This window comes from Chryseobacterium capnotolerans (genome assembly GCF_021278965.1).
Classification (GTDB): Bacteria; Bacteroidota; Bacteroidia; order Flavobacteriales; family Weeksellaceae; genus Chryseobacterium; species Chryseobacterium capnotolerans.
In genome coordinates, this window is sequence record NZ_CP065589.1 from 4,299,474 (window position 1) to 4,312,911 (window position 13,438).

The window sequence follows — 13,438 nt, forward strand, 5'->3', positions numbered from 1 at the left end:
AATTTTTATTTATGATAGTATCTGTAAAATCCAGTTCTGGAGTGGCTCTTTGTAGTTCCGTCGCGATATTTTTCTGTTTTCACACAGTCACAGAATTGGTTTCCTGTAAACGTAAGATAAGCGAACCACCCCATAAAAAATACCCCGATAGCTAATAACAGCCAGTTGCTTTTGATATAATTGATTATACTTTCCATAATTTAGTTATTAGCGTAAGGTGAATTGGAGCTATTGTTCCATTTTCCTGATTCGAAAACGCGTTTCATCCAATGGGTTACTACAGCAAATATGATGAGACAAACCAGAACAATTCCGAAGTTCCAGAAGGAAACCGGCAGCCAGGTTGCTGTAATATTTACGGCTGGGTTATTCTCATAACCTCTGGGATAGCTATACTCCTGAGGCATATTGAGAAGTATAGAATCTAATTTTCCTGTTTCTTGTATCGTATTCTGAAGACCAGTTCTCAGGATGATCTCATTCTTCAAAATTTCTATATCATTATAGGTACTTACTGTTTGGTCTTTATCATTTTTGAGAGAAAAACCTCCTTCATTATTTTTAAGAATTGAAAAGTCTGCATTCTGTGGTCTATAGCCAGATTTAAACGGATCTTTTGCACCGCCTTCTTTCTCAGCTGAAATCAGGAAATGGTAAGTTCCTCCGGGAATACCACACAAATTAAAATCTTCCGTCTGGCTTCCTTCACTCCAGCTTTCTCCCCCTTCATATCCGGAATATTGCTCAATATCTTTAGAAGCATACACTACTTCGTTGGTTTTTTCATTCACAAGACTAAGCCCTACATTTGCCCAGGAGTTATTCACAGCAGAAAATGCACGTACTTTTAACGGTGCAGATCCACCTGAAAGGGTAAAGCTTTTACTCACCACTTCCTTATCCGCAACATCTGCAAAATTGATGCTCTGTTCAAAGACCGTCTGATTACTCCTTGAAGTCACCACATATAACTGCAGAATACATATCAATAAGGCTGTAATGGCCATAATATTGGTACATTGTTTAACATTAAAGAAAAACGGCTGAACAATCCCTGTTCCAGAGCGGTAAGGCATATCTGTTATACCGAATGCTTTTTTGATTTCACCTCTTGAAATATGATTACCTTTGAAAAACTGTACTGATTTTCCATATTCTTCACGAGAAATCATTTCAGTACCATTTACATATTCTTTATAGTGAGCTAACCCAGATTGTAATTTCTCTTCAAAAAACCCGGCGGCAGCATGAACGTTACAAGGTGTGGTTTCATACCATCTGTATTTCTTACCATCTGCTTCAACATAATATTGGAATTCTTTAAAGGCAAAATCAACCTGACGAAGAAATACCCAATGTCCGTCACTTTCACTCAGATATACATTGTTTCCGGTACGGTCTTTCAGAGTATATTCTCGCCAAAAGGTATCCGAGCCATATTTTTTAATAACAATATTAATCACCCAGTACTCTGTACCATAGAGTAAACCTTTCTGACCTACTGCTACAACAACGTTTTCCACAGGTTTTTTAACAATCCTCTTTTTGTAGACTCTCCTACTTTAACAAGGCTATCGCAGTGGCTGCAGATAAATTCTTCAATGGCAAAATCTATTGCCAGCTCGTTATTATGGGTTTGGCAAATGGGACAAATGTGATCCATTTTTATCTGTAAATTTTGTGTTTTTGAATGGTATTAGCTTTAAAATATTGAACAACCTCATCTGCAATCTGTTCTACTTTTTCTGTATTGTCCTGAGTATAATTACAAAGGAAAACATCAAAGGTAAGCTGCTTAAATTCCGGCCACGTATGAATACAGAGATGTGACTCTTTAAGACATACTGCCGAAGTAAAGCTTTGATTTTCAAAAATATGATTGGTAATTCCTACAATCTCTACGTCTTTGGTTTCCAGAATACGTTCTGTAAAAGCAAGAAAACCCTTGCTGTCTAATAACAAATCTTCTGACTCTGTTTCCAAAGTCAGAAGAATATGTAAACCTTTATTTGATAATGGGTTCAATTAATTTTTTCGTAAATATATTATTTTTTTGGAAGAAAAACTTCTGCAAGCATACATCTTGCACTTCCGCCTCCATTTACTTCAATGGTATTTAAATCGGAATAAATAATTTCACAGTATTTTTCAATAGCTGCTACCTGCTCCTGATTTAAAGACTGGTAAGCCGTTTGGCTCATTACAAGGAATTTTTCACCTTGTTTATTCTGAACCTGAAGCATATTTCCTGCAAACTGCTGCATTTGCTCTTCTGAAATTTCAACAATTTCTTTTCCTGAATTCTTGATGGCTTCAATTACCTTTTCTCTTTCCAGCCCATCATCAATACAATCAAGGCAGATTACTACAAATTTATCTGCTACACACATCATAACATTGGTGTGATAAATTGGGAGTCTTTCCGTACCTACAGTCTGATAAGAATGGAAAACCACTGGTGTAAAACCATATTTTTCACAGAATTCTCTGAATAAGTTTTCATCTAACCTCAAAGAAACAGAACCATATGCAATCTTATTATCGTGATCGAAGATCATACTTCCTGTTCCTTCCAGAAAATGACCTTGTGTTTCCGGAAAAGACCAATCGTCGATTTCAGTAATTTCGAAACCTTGATCTTTGATGCTTTCAAGAATATCATCTCTTCTTTCTACTCTTCTGTTGGAAGCGAACATCGGATATAAAACCACTTTTCCGTCTTTATGGAAACTTACCCAGTTATTAGGAAAAATGGAATCCGGGGTATGAGGATCTAATGTATCTTTTATAGTAATGACATTGATTCCTTTTTCTCTCAGCTTCCCAACAAAGGTATTGAACTCCGCCAAAGCTTTTGACTGAATATCGGAACCTGTTTGTTCTACCTGAAAGTAATTGTTTTTCGCAGTTTCTGCGTTGTAGCCGAATGCAATCGGCTCTATCATTAATACCGTATCTGTTGTTTGCATGTTTTTTAAGTTTGAGGGTGTTAGTGTATGAGAGTTGGAGAGTTGTCAGCCTGGTTGATCAATCCTTCTGTTCTGTATCAAAAGAAGAAAATGAGCACCATTTTTCTGACTGGTTAATCATATTAATTAACATCCCTATTATTTGATTATACTGATGCTGCAAATTGTTAAATTGCTCTTCATTGATATAGTTGCAGGCATAGGCAAACTGGCTCCATGTTTGGGTTTCCCTAGCCTCGCCTTCAGAGTCTGTAAGTTTAGCGATAAAAGATTTTTCATATCTTCTTTTTCCCCAAGCTTCACTTACATTAGCTGTTACAGATCTTGATGATCTTCGTATTTGATCAGTAAGAGAATAGAGTTTTTCTTTTGGAAAAGCTTTCGATAATTCGTAGATCTGTTGAGCCGTCTCAAAAGACTTTTGATATACTTTTAGATCCTGATGGAATTTAATCGTTGGCATAATTACTTATTTAAGATTAAAAAATTGCACTAAGACTTTCTCACTCTAAAACTCTCCTACCCTATAACTCTAATACTCAACTAGTCTCTTACAAGTGGCATGGTAGAGCATCTCAGCAGACCTCCCATTTTAGAGATTTCTCTGTAAGGAATTTCTTCTACTGTCATTCCCCACACATCTCTTAGGTGGTTGTTCATTCTGGTAAATGCTTTGTCTGAAACTACAACATCAGGAGAAATAGAGAAAATATTCGGGAACATTTCAAACATTTCTTCATCATTGATGTGGAAACAGTTTTCCTCTCCAAAAATATCGATGATAAGACGATAGTCGCTCTCGTCTACAAATCCGTTTTTGTAGATGATACATTTGTCTTCACCTACAGGATTGAAAGTACAGTCCAGGTGTAAAATTCCTTCAAAAGGTACTTTATCATTTTTCTTCAGTTCAAGATCAATGATTCTTTTCTTAGGAAAGTATTCTTTTAAAATTTCAATGGCATACTCGTTGGTTCTTGCCGTTTTATAGTTTCTGTAATCTTCGCTGAAGCAGGTCCCAATGAATATGAAGTCATTCCATACGATTACATCCCCTCCTTCAATATGTGCTGTTTCCGGAAGATTAATAATTTTTCTCCAGGCTACTTTTTCAAATACGCTTTTGTATGCTTCCTGCTCATCTGCTCTGTCTGCAATTACGTTGGAAATAATCATTTTATCATCAATCACAAAAGCAACGTCTCTTGAAAAGACTTGATTGTAATCTTCAATGATGCTTGGGCGCAGGACTTCAACGTCATACTTTTTTAATACCGCTTCAAAAGCGTTCATTTCATTAATAATATCCTCTTCTTTAGGATAAATGTTGTGTTCGATTGAGTAATATGACTTAGCGTCATAACTTTCCTCTAGCGTGGGAACGGCTCCCAATGAATTAGGCTGGCCCAGAACTACTGATCTCAGCCTACCCGTTTCGTTTTTAATGTTTAGTCTCATAAAGATTTATGCAATACTACAAATATAAGTAAAGGTCTCTATCTAGAAAATTTTTGGATTATTTTATGTCTGAAATTTGACCTTCTTAAACACCTCCTTTTAGCGAAATTCTCCCCCTATCCAACAAACCGTAGTATAAAGCATACAAAAACGTCTACAACCTACTACATTTCATCTACATAAGAACGGAAAAATAGATTTTTTTTACAATTTAACATCCTACATTAGTGATATAATTTTCGCGGAATTATATAGGCTGAAAACTTTATTATTAACATCAAAAATCAAAGTCATGAACAAGAAAAATCCTGTGCTGAAAAATGCACGAAAATTAGAAAGAGACCAACAAAAAACTATTATTGGAGGTGAATTTACAGGACCTAGAAAATGCTGTGAGTGGGACGATGTAAGCGGGTCATGCTTCCTTTGGGTATGTAATAAATGTGGCTGCCCATAAAGTAGTAAGAAAGCCGTTTCATAAATTTTGAAATGGCTTTTTTATTATACGGTCACGAATTACATTCAGTTTAAAAATTTTCATTTTATACTACAGAACCATGATGGAATCTTCATATTTCACTTAAAAACATTCATATGTCTTTATGGATTTTAGCACAACTTATTATATTTCATACACATAATGATAAAAAATTCTTTTTAGAATAAAATAAATTCCTATATTAGTGATATAATTTCCATGAAATTATATTGTTTAAAACTTAACTATCAACATCAAAAAATCAAAATCATGAACAAGAAAAATCCTGTGCTAAAAAATGCACAAAAATTAGGAAGAGAGCAACAAAAATTAGTAGTAGGTGGAATAGGAATCTCAACAGGCAAAAGATGCTGTGAATGGGATCCGTCAGGAAAATGCACGCTCTATACTTGTGATAGATGTCAATGTCCATAAAAAAATCAGAACTTAACTATCTATTAACATCAAAAACAACAAAATCATGAACAAGAAAAACCCGGTGCTTAAAAACGCACAAAAACTAGGAAGAGAGCAGCAAAAATCAGTAATCGGAGGAATTATTACAAGACCAAAATACTGCTGTGAGTGGAATGACGACGGAAGCTGCAGAATCTGGACATGTGGTAACTGCGTTTGCCCTTAATAAAAATAATAAACCTGCTTTCCTAAGCAGGTTTTCTTTTATCTTGTCCTGTTTTCTTCCTCTGTTCTCTGAGATTCTTTTGCCTGATATTTTGAGCTACCAAAACTATAGCTCAGTGAAAAATAGAACCGGCTGTTATCCCACCAATGTCTAAAGCGATTGTCCATAATTTGTTTATGTCTGAACTCTAAACTCAAGTCATAAGAATCAAAAATATTATTATACCCAATCTTTGTGCTAAGTTTATTATCCAGCCACGATTTTTGAAGAGATAGGTCTACACTGTAACGTGGTTTAATAATATAAAGACTGTTTCCGGTTCTGGATTCATAATTAGCAAACAGATTAGCCGTATATCCTTTGGGTAAAGTAAATACCTGGTTTAGCCTGATTTCATAGTTATAAATATCCAGTGCAAAAACCTGATCAAGATAAGGTCTGAACTCATAATTGTAATATCCTGCAATCTGGCTTGTCATATTCCACCATTTTGTAATTTTCACAGGAAAACTTGTTTCCAGAACTGCAAATTTACGGTACGGAAGATTGCTTCCCAGATATTCCAATACATTGGTTTTCGGATTATATATAGGATAGCGGGCCATAACATCTTTTTCTTTTCCTATCGTAAAACTTGTGATCCAATTTTTGTATCGATAGGTTGCTTTGATCTGGCTTGTAAAAGAAGGCTGCAGATAAGGGTTTCCTATCGAGTAATTCAAAGGACTGAAGTAATAGCGAAATGGATTAAGCTGTGAAAAAACAGGCCTTGTTATTTTTCTGCTATAAGAAAGCGAAAACTCATTAGATTTATTGAATGCATAGCTTGCACTGAAAGATGGTAACCACTCCAGATAATTTCTTGAAACAATAGAATCTAAAGTAACCGCATCAGAAACACTATTTGTATTTTCAAGTCTTAGCCCTGCATTGATCTGAAGTTTTCCAAATTTTTGTTTATACGACAGATAACCTGCCAATATTTTCTCTTTGTAGGAAAACAGATTACTTCTATCGGGATCGAATACAAACTGGTTATTCACAGATAGCGTATCATACCTGATATTATTATTGGTATTGGACTGGCTATATTTAAGCCCTGCCTCTACTTCTGCATCTCCTATTTTTTGAGAGGCATCAATCTGTCCTGTATAAATATCAATCTTATTAACAAGATCAGATTTCCAATAGGACAATAATTCGGAGGAAGGCTTATCTCTATTAATAAAATTGTCTTGCTGTTTGTTTTTCACAGAAAGAAAGTTGCCTAAAAAATTAATTTTAAATCCTTTATTTTGAAAAGAATAGTCAGTGGTAATCCCGTAATTGTCCTGGGAATAGTGCATTGGATTTTCATTTTCCGTATTAAAAACAACTTGTGTTTCATTTTCATTAGTAGTATATAATGAGCCTGAGCGCATCCGGTCAATCTCCCTGGAACTCCCCCTTAGGTTCAATCTTAGTCTGTTTTTATCATTCAATCTGAAATCGAATCCTGTCTGAATGTTGTATACATTGATCTGATCTTCCTGATAGGTTCTGGTCCTCATTACATTGGTATTCGCCAGCCGTTGTAAGGCATTGTATCGGTAAACTGAAATTCCATCGTTATATCCTGCCTGTAAACTGTATGCTACTTTTTCTGTGTTATACGTAAGGTTCACAGTATTCTCCCGGGAATTGAATTTATATACATACAGATTTCCGTTATAACTTCCTTTCCAGCCCAGATTGGTATTCTTTTTCAGCTTAATGTCGATAATTCCTTTAAACTCTGCATCATATTTTGAAGACGGATTGGTATTTACTTCGAGAGATTCTACCATTTCCGGTGATAAAGACCGTAAATAAGCCTGTAATTCCTGATTACTCATTACAATGGGTTTGCCATCAATAAATATGGCAGGAGTCACTCTTCCTCCAATAAAGATTCCGTCTTCCTGATCGATAGTCACTCCAGGTGTTTTTCTTAAAACATCAAGCAAATGGGTAGAAGTTTTAAAATCCTTATTTCCGGAAACAGCCATCGTCAAATTTCCGTCATTCAATTTAACATTTCGTGGAGCAGATTGGATAACAACTTCCGAAATATTTGTCGTTGGAGATTTTTGTTGAGTTAAAGAATCAGATCCATTCTTTCTTGTGGCTTCCTGTGCTTTTCCAAAAACTGACATACATAGCAGTAACAGAAATACCCATAATTTGATCATCATAATTTTTTAATTTTATGAGATCAAAAGTATTGTCTTGTTGCAAAAATGAGGTTTTGAAATTAAAATTCCGCAGTACGAAATTATAAATTTGAACTTTGAAACCCAGTATCAGTAACGGTTTGCGACTGCTTATATAAAAGGGGTGTTGTATTCTTTATTTTCTTGAATGTTGAAAAGAAAGTTGATTTTGAGTTAAATCCTACCTCATAACCGATCTCTTCAATTTTTAAATAAGTGCCATTTTCTATTTTTCCACAGGCTTCACCAATTCTGTATTCATTGATATATGTGGAAAAACTTTTACCTAAGTTATCATTCAGCAGCTGAGAAAGCTGATGGGTTGAAATATTCATGCTGGAAGCTAGATCACTTAATTTAAGATTCGGATTTTTATAAAGCTCTTCCGCATTCATCAGTTTTTCTAATCTGGAAACAAAATTATCTGCTCGCTCTTCGGAAATCTTTTTATTGGAATATCTGTTGTTCGGACCTTTTACCGGGACCTGCTGATCTTTTTTATTGAATACAATTAAAAAGTTAGCATACAGAACGAATGAAAAAACCAAACTTCCTCCTGCACAATAGATCGGTAACCAACCTGTAGAAACCAATTGATAGGTTAAAAAGATAATTACATTACTGATGAGAACCGGAAGAACAAATTTGTTAGGACTCCTGATACGATGTTTTGTATATAAATAAAACTGGTATATGGTAAGAAATACAAATATAGACCAGATAGCATAAATAAAGGTTCCAAAATAATGATCCCAGGTCAACGGAAAGAATAGGTACAATAGGCCAACACCCCCTAATATCAATGTAAGGATTCCAAATAATTTACGGCAATTTTTAAAATCAAAATTTTCCTGCTGAAATGAAGATTTAATGTAATAATATAAAGCGGGACCTGCAAAAAACAATGCAGACAATCCCAAATGTGGAATGATCCTTGGCAATTCCGGATAAAAGTAAATACATACCGAGATCCCTACTCTTGTACTTAGCATAAGTAGAAGAAGTCCGAGGAAAAAGTTGGGCAGATATTTCAGTTTTTTAAAAAACAGCAAATAAATACCTAGCAACAACCCATTAAAGGCTCCTACTGTACTGAAGAAAAATAGCATCTGTTCTCCGAAGGTCATGGCTTATTTATTTTTTCTAATATCAATTGTTCTATCAATAGAAACGGACTAAAGTCCGTTTAATCGATAAATATCATTCATTTGGCTTTAGCCGAAACTTATCTTTTTACAAGAGTAAATTTAATAAATTATTGAATTGAATTTCAGACAGCTGGAATGTTTTTTTAGGTTTTGGCTAAAGCCAATGGATTTCTTTTATTTCTAAACGGGCTAAAGCCTAGTGATGGTCGGAAGATTTTTTCTTCCGATTTTCATTTTGGGTTACTTAAGTTTTATCTTTGATAAGTATACTTATTAATATGTCCATTTTTAGCGAGCACAAAATTTCAGTTTCCCAGTTGTTAAGCTTTATTCCTGAAGCCCTCTTATCTCATCTTTCAGCCAATACCAAAGTAGATCATTATTCTAAAGTACTTCAAGGCAGAAAGATGTTTTATCTTCTGTTATTTGCCATTACCAGCAATGAAAAATTAAGCCAGCGAACACTGGAAGACACATTTAAAGATCCTGTATTTAAGGCTTTATTCAATCTTGATGAAACTGAAACTGTAAGACGCAGTTCTATTTCTGAGAGGCTTTCAAAAATCGATTCAAGATACTTTAAAGAAATCTACGATTGTATCTATAATATGTTCTGTGATTCCTATAACCCGGCAGAAAGAGAAAAATATGATCTAATCAGAACAGATAGCACTGTTATTGGTGAAGCAGCTGGAAAATTAAAGGAAGGCATTGCTCAAAACGGAGGTAAGAAATTTATTAAGTATAGTGTCTTATTTGATGGGCTGCTTCCTTGCGGAGTTGAAATTTACAATACTCCTAAATACTGTGCAGAAGATAATGCTCTTTCTGAAGCTGTATTGCAACATGTGAAAAGAGAAAAAGAACATGCCAATATTTATATTATAGATAAAGGATTGGGTTCTGCCCAAAGAATGAAAGAATTTGATGATAAAGGGGTGTTTTTTGTTATAAGATCTAAAGAAAATAGAAAACATGAAGAAATAAAGTCTTTTATTGAAAAAGATCAGAATATCGACTTAGGAGAAATTGTACTCATAAAAGATAGTTTAGTAAAGTTATATTCGTCAAAACCTGTCCCAACTCAAAAGGGAAAACTTATAATAAGGAGGAGCAAATTGAAACACATTTCAGATTGGTTGTAGTAAGCAGCAAACAGCAACCTGAAAAAGAATTTTGGTTTCTAACCAATGACTTTCAAATCTCTGCAAAAGATATTGCGGATTATTATCGGAAAAGATGGGACATTGAAGTGTTTTTTAGATTTCTAAAACAGGAACTTCATGCTAGTCATCTTCTTTCACTCAATAAAAATGGTATAGAAGTAATGATTTACATGACTCTTATTACAGCTATGCTCATTCTCATCTATAAAAAAGCAAATAATATAGGATATAAAACAGCCAAAAGAAGATTTGCTATGGAGATAAGGAACCTTGCCATATCTATATTAATAATAGGGGCAGGGGGAAATCCTGATAAAGTTTTTAAAACTTAAAATAAAATGGTCGGATATTCTTCCGACCACCACTAGGCTAATGCCCGTTTCTATTGAATAATAAGCGTTGTGGAAATATTGTGGATAACGTTGTTCGGGTAATTATAATACCCGATATCCCTAGCCCCGATAGAAACGGTTACCCCGCAGAGTGGCTGGAGAAGCATAGGCGCGAGGAGTAAAAGTGGATAGCGGGAAATAGCTCCTCATCACAAAAAACAAAAAATCCCAAAGCAAGCCTTGGGATTTTGATATGGTATAAGCAAATATTATCTGCTTGCGATATCGATATAGTTTCTTTCCTGAGCACCTTGGTAAACCTGTCTTGGTCTTCCGATTGGGTCTCCTTTCAATCTCATTTCTTTCCATTGAGAGATCCATCCTGGTAGTCTTCCTAATGCAAACATTACTGTAAACATTTCTGTAGGAATTCCTAACGCTCTGTAGATGATTCCTGAATAGAAATCTACGTTTGGATATAGTTTTCTTTCTACGAAGTACTCATCCTCAAGTGCTACTCTTTCTAACTGCATTGCAATATCAAGAGCTTTATCCTGGATACCTAATGCTTTAAGGATATCGTCAGCAGCTTTCTTGATGATTTTTGCTCTTGGGTCGAAGTTTTTGTAAACTCTGTGTCCGAATCCCATTAGACGGAAGCTATCTCCTTTATCTTTAGCTTTAGCAACATATTTAGATACGTCACCACCATCTTTTTCGATAAGCTCAAGCATTTCGATTACAGCCTGGTTAGCACCACCGTGAAGTGGTCCCCAAAGAGCTGATACTCCAGCAGAGATAGAAGCGAAAAGACCTGTGTGAGCAGAACCTACCATTCTTACTGTAGAAGTAGAACAGTTTTGCTCGTGGTCAGCGTGAAGGATTAATAATTTATCTAATGCATTTACTACTACCGGATCGATTTCGAAATCTGCGTTTGGTAATCTGAATGCCATTTTGTAGAAGTTCTCTACATAGTTTAGGTTGTTATCACCGTGATTTAATGGTAAACCTTGAGTTTTTCTGTACGTCCAAGCACAAAGGTGAGAGAACTTAGCGATCATAAGCTCAGCAGCGTGATCCATTTCTTCTTTAGAGTTTACGTTAACTGCCTTCGGGTTGAACGCTGTTAAAGCAGAAGTCATAGAAGAAAGAACTCCCATAGGGTGAGCAGAACGAGGAAAAACATCGATGATCTTTTTCATCTCATCTGCGATGAAGTTATATTTTTTAATGTTGTTGTCGAAAGAAGTAAATTGATCCTGAGTAGGTAATTCTCCATGTAATAAAAGATACATTACTTCTGTGAAGTTAGATTTCTCAGCAATTTGCTCGATTGGATAACCTCTGTAGAATAATTCTCCTTTATCTCCGTCTAAGTAAGTGATGTCGCTAATAGTAGCTCCAGTATTTTTGTAACCTAAATCCAGAGTGATCAAACCTGTCTGGTCTCTTAATTTCGAAATATCAATCCCTCTGTCTCCGATAGTACTATCCACGATTGGATATTCATATGAATTACCGTCGTAATTCAATATTACTTTGTTGTCTGACATTATTTATTTATTTTTTTTAAATATACCACTTTCCATAAAATACGGCAAACAAAAATTATCGCTTGCCGTTATTTATAAATTCAATTATCTTTTTATTTTGAATGCTTCTAATCCTGGGAAAATTGCAGTTTCACCAAGAGCTTCTTCAATTCTCAACAATTGGTTGTATTTTGCCATTCTGTCTGATCTTGAAGCTGAACCTGTTTTGATTTGACCACAGTTCATGGCAACTGCTAAATCAGCAATGGTAGAATCTTCAGTTTCTCCTGATCTGTGAGACATTACTGATGTGAATTTGTTGTTCTGAGCCATCTGTACTGCTGCCATTGTTTCAGAAAGAGAACCAATCTGGTTTACTTTTACAAGGATTGAGTTTGCAATTCCTTCTTTTACTCCTCTTGATAATCTGTCAACGTTGGTTACAAATAAATCATCTCCTACTAACTGTACTCTGTCACCGATTTTATCAGTTAACATTTTCCATCCTTCCCAGTCATCTTCCTGCATACCGTCTTCGATAGAGATGATTGGATATTTAGCTGCTAATTCTGCAAGGTAAGAAACCTGTTCTTCTCTTGATCTATGAGCTCCTTTATCTCCTTCGAATTTTCTGTAATCGTAAGTTCCGTCTTTATAGAATTCTGAAGCAGCACAGTCTAATGCCAACATAATGTCGTCACCAGGCTTATAACCTGCTTTTTCGATTGCCTGAAGTAAAGTATCCAAAGCATCTTCAGTTCCGTTGAACGTTGGAGCAAAACCTCCTTCGTCTCCTACTGCTGTAGAAAGACCTCTTCCTTTAAGGATAGATTTCAGGTTGTGGAAAATTTCTGTTCCTTTTCTCAATGCGTGAGAGAAAGAATCAGCTTTTACTGGCATAATCATAAATTCCTGGAATGCGATAGGTGCATCAGAGTGAGATCCACCGTTAATTACATTCATCATTGGAACAGGAAGTGTATTTGCGTTTACCCCACCTACATATTTGTATAAAGGCATTCCAAGCTCAGCAGCAGCAGCTCTTGCTACAGCTAAAGAAACTCCTAGAATTGCATTAGCACCAAGATTTCCTTTGTTAGGCGTTCCGTCAAGGTCACGCATAATCTGATCGATATAGTTTTGTTCAAAAACCGGCTGACCAACTAAATTCTCTGCAATTACTTCTTTTACATTTTCAACAGCTTTCAAAACTCCCTTTCCCTGGTATTCTGAACCTCCGTCACGTAATTCTACAGCCTCATGTTCTCCTGTAGATGCTCCTGAAGGAACAGCTGCACGACCCATAGCACCGTTTTCTGTAAATACATCCACTTCAATGGTAGGATTACCTCTGGAATCTAAAATTTGTCTTGCTTCTATGTAAGAAATTGCACTCATTTTTTATTTTTTTTAGTTTAGACAAATTTAATCAAAATTTAACTTTTGGGGGTACTTCGGGGAATCTTTTTGAAATAATT

At 35.4% G+C, this 13,438-nt stretch carries 15 protein-coding genes; 4 read left to right on the top strand and 11 right to left on the bottom strand.

What is annotated here, in order from left to right:
* Positions 1-5: 5 nt before the first annotated feature.
* The 7 genes from H5J24_RS20615 to H5J24_RS20645 all read right to left on the bottom strand — a co-directional run bounded on the left by H5J24_RS20615 (position 6) and on the right by H5J24_RS20645 (position 4,427).
* Complete coding sequence (locus tag H5J24_RS20615) at positions 6-197, bottom strand: hypothetical protein (RefSeq protein WP_228407572.1); 192 nt, start codon at positions 195-197, stop codon at positions 6-8.
* Positions 198-200: 3 nt separating this feature from the next.
* Entirely contained in the window at positions 201-1,523 is a 1,323-nt protein-coding gene (locus H5J24_RS20620; RefSeq protein WP_232815821.1) for a DUF4178 domain-containing protein, read from the bottom strand.
* Positions 1,505-1,663: a hypothetical protein gene (locus H5J24_RS20625; RefSeq protein WP_232815822.1), complete on the bottom strand. Its 159-nt coding sequence runs from the start codon at positions 1,661-1,663 to the stop codon at positions 1,505-1,507. Before H5J24_RS20625 ends, H5J24_RS20620 begins: the two co-directional genes overlap by 19 nt.
* Positions 1,664-1,665: 2 nt before the next feature.
* Entirely contained in the window at positions 1,666-2,025 is a 360-nt protein-coding gene (locus tag H5J24_RS20630; RefSeq protein ID WP_068940243.1) for an S-adenosylmethionine decarboxylase family protein, read from the bottom strand.
* Between the two features lie 20 nt (positions 2,026-2,045).
* Positions 2,046-2,969, bottom strand: coding sequence for a citrulline utilization hydrolase CtlX (gene ctlX / locus H5J24_RS20635; RefSeq protein ID WP_068940245.1), 924 nt, complete (start codon positions 2,967-2,969; stop codon positions 2,046-2,048).
* A 58-nt stretch (positions 2,970-3,027) separates the two neighbouring features.
* Positions 3,028-3,432: a four helix bundle protein gene (locus H5J24_RS20640; protein WP_068940247.1), complete on the bottom strand. Its 405-nt coding sequence runs from the start codon at positions 3,430-3,432 to the stop codon at positions 3,028-3,030.
* Between the two features lie 80 nt (positions 3,433-3,512).
* The gene (locus H5J24_RS20645; RefSeq protein WP_068940248.1) at positions 3,513-4,427 is read right to left on the bottom strand and encodes a dimethylarginine dimethylaminohydrolase family protein; all 915 of its coding nucleotides are present in this window, start codon (positions 4,425-4,427) and stop codon (positions 3,513-3,515) included.
* Between the two features lie 748 nt (positions 4,428-5,175).
* On the opposite strand from H5J24_RS20645, the gene H5J24_RS20650 reads away from it, so the two are divergent.
* Positions 5,176-5,340, top strand: a complete 165-nt coding sequence (locus H5J24_RS20650; RefSeq protein ID WP_167386951.1) for a hypothetical protein — start codon at positions 5,176-5,178, stop codon at positions 5,338-5,340.
* A 46-nt stretch (positions 5,341-5,386) separates the two neighbouring features.
* Complete coding sequence (locus tag H5J24_RS20655; protein ID WP_167386952.1) at positions 5,387-5,548, top strand: hypothetical protein; 162 nt, start codon at positions 5,387-5,389, stop codon at positions 5,546-5,548.
* Positions 5,549-5,586: 38 nt separating this feature from the next.
* Here the strand turns inward: H5J24_RS20655 and H5J24_RS20660 are convergent, their stop codons facing one another.
* Positions 5,587-7,761: a TonB-dependent receptor domain-containing protein gene (locus tag H5J24_RS20660; protein ID WP_068940249.1), complete on the bottom strand. Its 2,175-nt coding sequence runs from the start codon at positions 7,759-7,761 to the stop codon at positions 5,587-5,589.
* A gap of 80 nt (positions 7,762-7,841) precedes the next feature.
* A complete protein-coding gene (locus H5J24_RS20665) occupies positions 7,842-8,906 on the bottom strand; it encodes a helix-turn-helix domain-containing protein (protein ID WP_068940253.1) in 1,065 nt (354 codons plus the stop codon).
* A 299-nt stretch (positions 8,907-9,205) separates the two neighbouring features.
* On the opposite strand from H5J24_RS20665, the gene H5J24_RS20670 reads away from it, so the two are divergent.
* Together H5J24_RS20670 and H5J24_RS20675 are read left to right on the top strand one after the other, a co-directional pair.
* Positions 9,206-10,072, top strand: coding sequence for a transposase (locus H5J24_RS20670; RefSeq protein WP_232815823.1), 867 nt, complete (start codon positions 9,206-9,208; stop codon positions 10,070-10,072).
* Positions 10,063-10,425 (top strand): transposase, encoded by a 363-nt coding sequence (locus H5J24_RS20675; RefSeq protein ID WP_232815824.1) that lies wholly within the window; start codon positions 10,063-10,065, stop codon positions 10,423-10,425. The genes H5J24_RS20670 and H5J24_RS20675 overlap by 10 nt, the downstream gene beginning before the upstream one ends.
* Before the next feature lie 269 nt (positions 10,426-10,694).
* Here H5J24_RS20675 and H5J24_RS20680 read toward each other — a convergent pair whose 3' ends face one another.
* Together H5J24_RS20680 and eno are read right to left on the bottom strand one after the other, a co-directional pair.
* Positions 10,695-11,981, bottom strand: coding sequence for a citrate synthase (locus H5J24_RS20680; protein ID WP_034694713.1), 1,287 nt, complete (start codon positions 11,979-11,981; stop codon positions 10,695-10,697).
* 84 nt (positions 11,982-12,065) lie between these two features.
* Positions 12,066-13,358 (bottom strand): phosphopyruvate hydratase, encoded by a 1,293-nt coding sequence (gene eno / locus H5J24_RS20685; RefSeq protein ID WP_047096803.1) that lies wholly within the window; start codon positions 13,356-13,358, stop codon positions 12,066-12,068.
* Positions 13,359-13,438 lie beyond the last annotated feature (80 nt).

What these genes read in the sequence shown, in the direction of transcription:
- H5J24_RS20615 (WP_228407572.1), bottom strand. Translation starts at nt 197, where the DNA reads ATGGAAAGTATAATCAATTATATCAAAAGCAACTGGCTGTTATTAGCT.
- H5J24_RS20625 (WP_232815822.1), bottom strand. Translation starts at nt 1,663, where the DNA reads ATGGATCACATTTGTCCCATTTGCCAAACCCATAATAACGAGCTGGCA.
- ctlX (WP_068940245.1), bottom strand. Translation starts at nt 2,969, where the DNA reads ATGCAAACAACAGATACGGTATTAATGATAGAGCCGATTGCATTCGGC.
- H5J24_RS20640 (WP_068940247.1), bottom strand. Translation starts at nt 3,432, where the DNA reads ATGCCAACGATTAAATTCCATCAGGATCTAAAAGTATATCAAAAGTCT.
- H5J24_RS20645 (WP_068940248.1), bottom strand. Translation starts at nt 4,427, where the DNA reads ATGAGACTAAACATTAAAAACGAAACGGGTAGGCTGAGATCAGTAGTT.
- H5J24_RS20650 (WP_167386951.1), top strand. Translation starts at nt 5,176, where the DNA reads ATGAACAAGAAAAATCCTGTGCTAAAAAATGCACAAAAATTAGGAAGA.
- H5J24_RS20655 (WP_167386952.1), top strand. Translation starts at nt 5,387, where the DNA reads ATGAACAAGAAAAACCCGGTGCTTAAAAACGCACAAAAACTAGGAAGA.
- H5J24_RS20660 (WP_068940249.1), bottom strand. Translation starts at nt 7,761, where the DNA reads ATGATGATCAAATTATGGGTATTTCTGTTACTGCTATGTATGTCAGTT.
- H5J24_RS20665 (WP_068940253.1), bottom strand. Translation starts at nt 8,906, where the DNA reads ATGACCTTCGGAGAACAGATGCTATTTTTCTTCAGTACAGTAGGAGCC.
- H5J24_RS20670 (WP_232815823.1), top strand. Translation starts at nt 9,206, where the DNA reads ATGTCCATTTTTAGCGAGCACAAAATTTCAGTTTCCCAGTTGTTAAGC.
- H5J24_RS20680 (WP_034694713.1), bottom strand. Translation starts at nt 11,981, where the DNA reads ATGTCAGACAACAAAGTAATATTGAATTACGACGGTAATTCATATGAA.
- eno (WP_047096803.1), bottom strand. Translation starts at nt 13,358, where the DNA reads ATGAGTGCAATTTCTTACATAGAAGCAAGACAAATTTTAGATTCCAGA.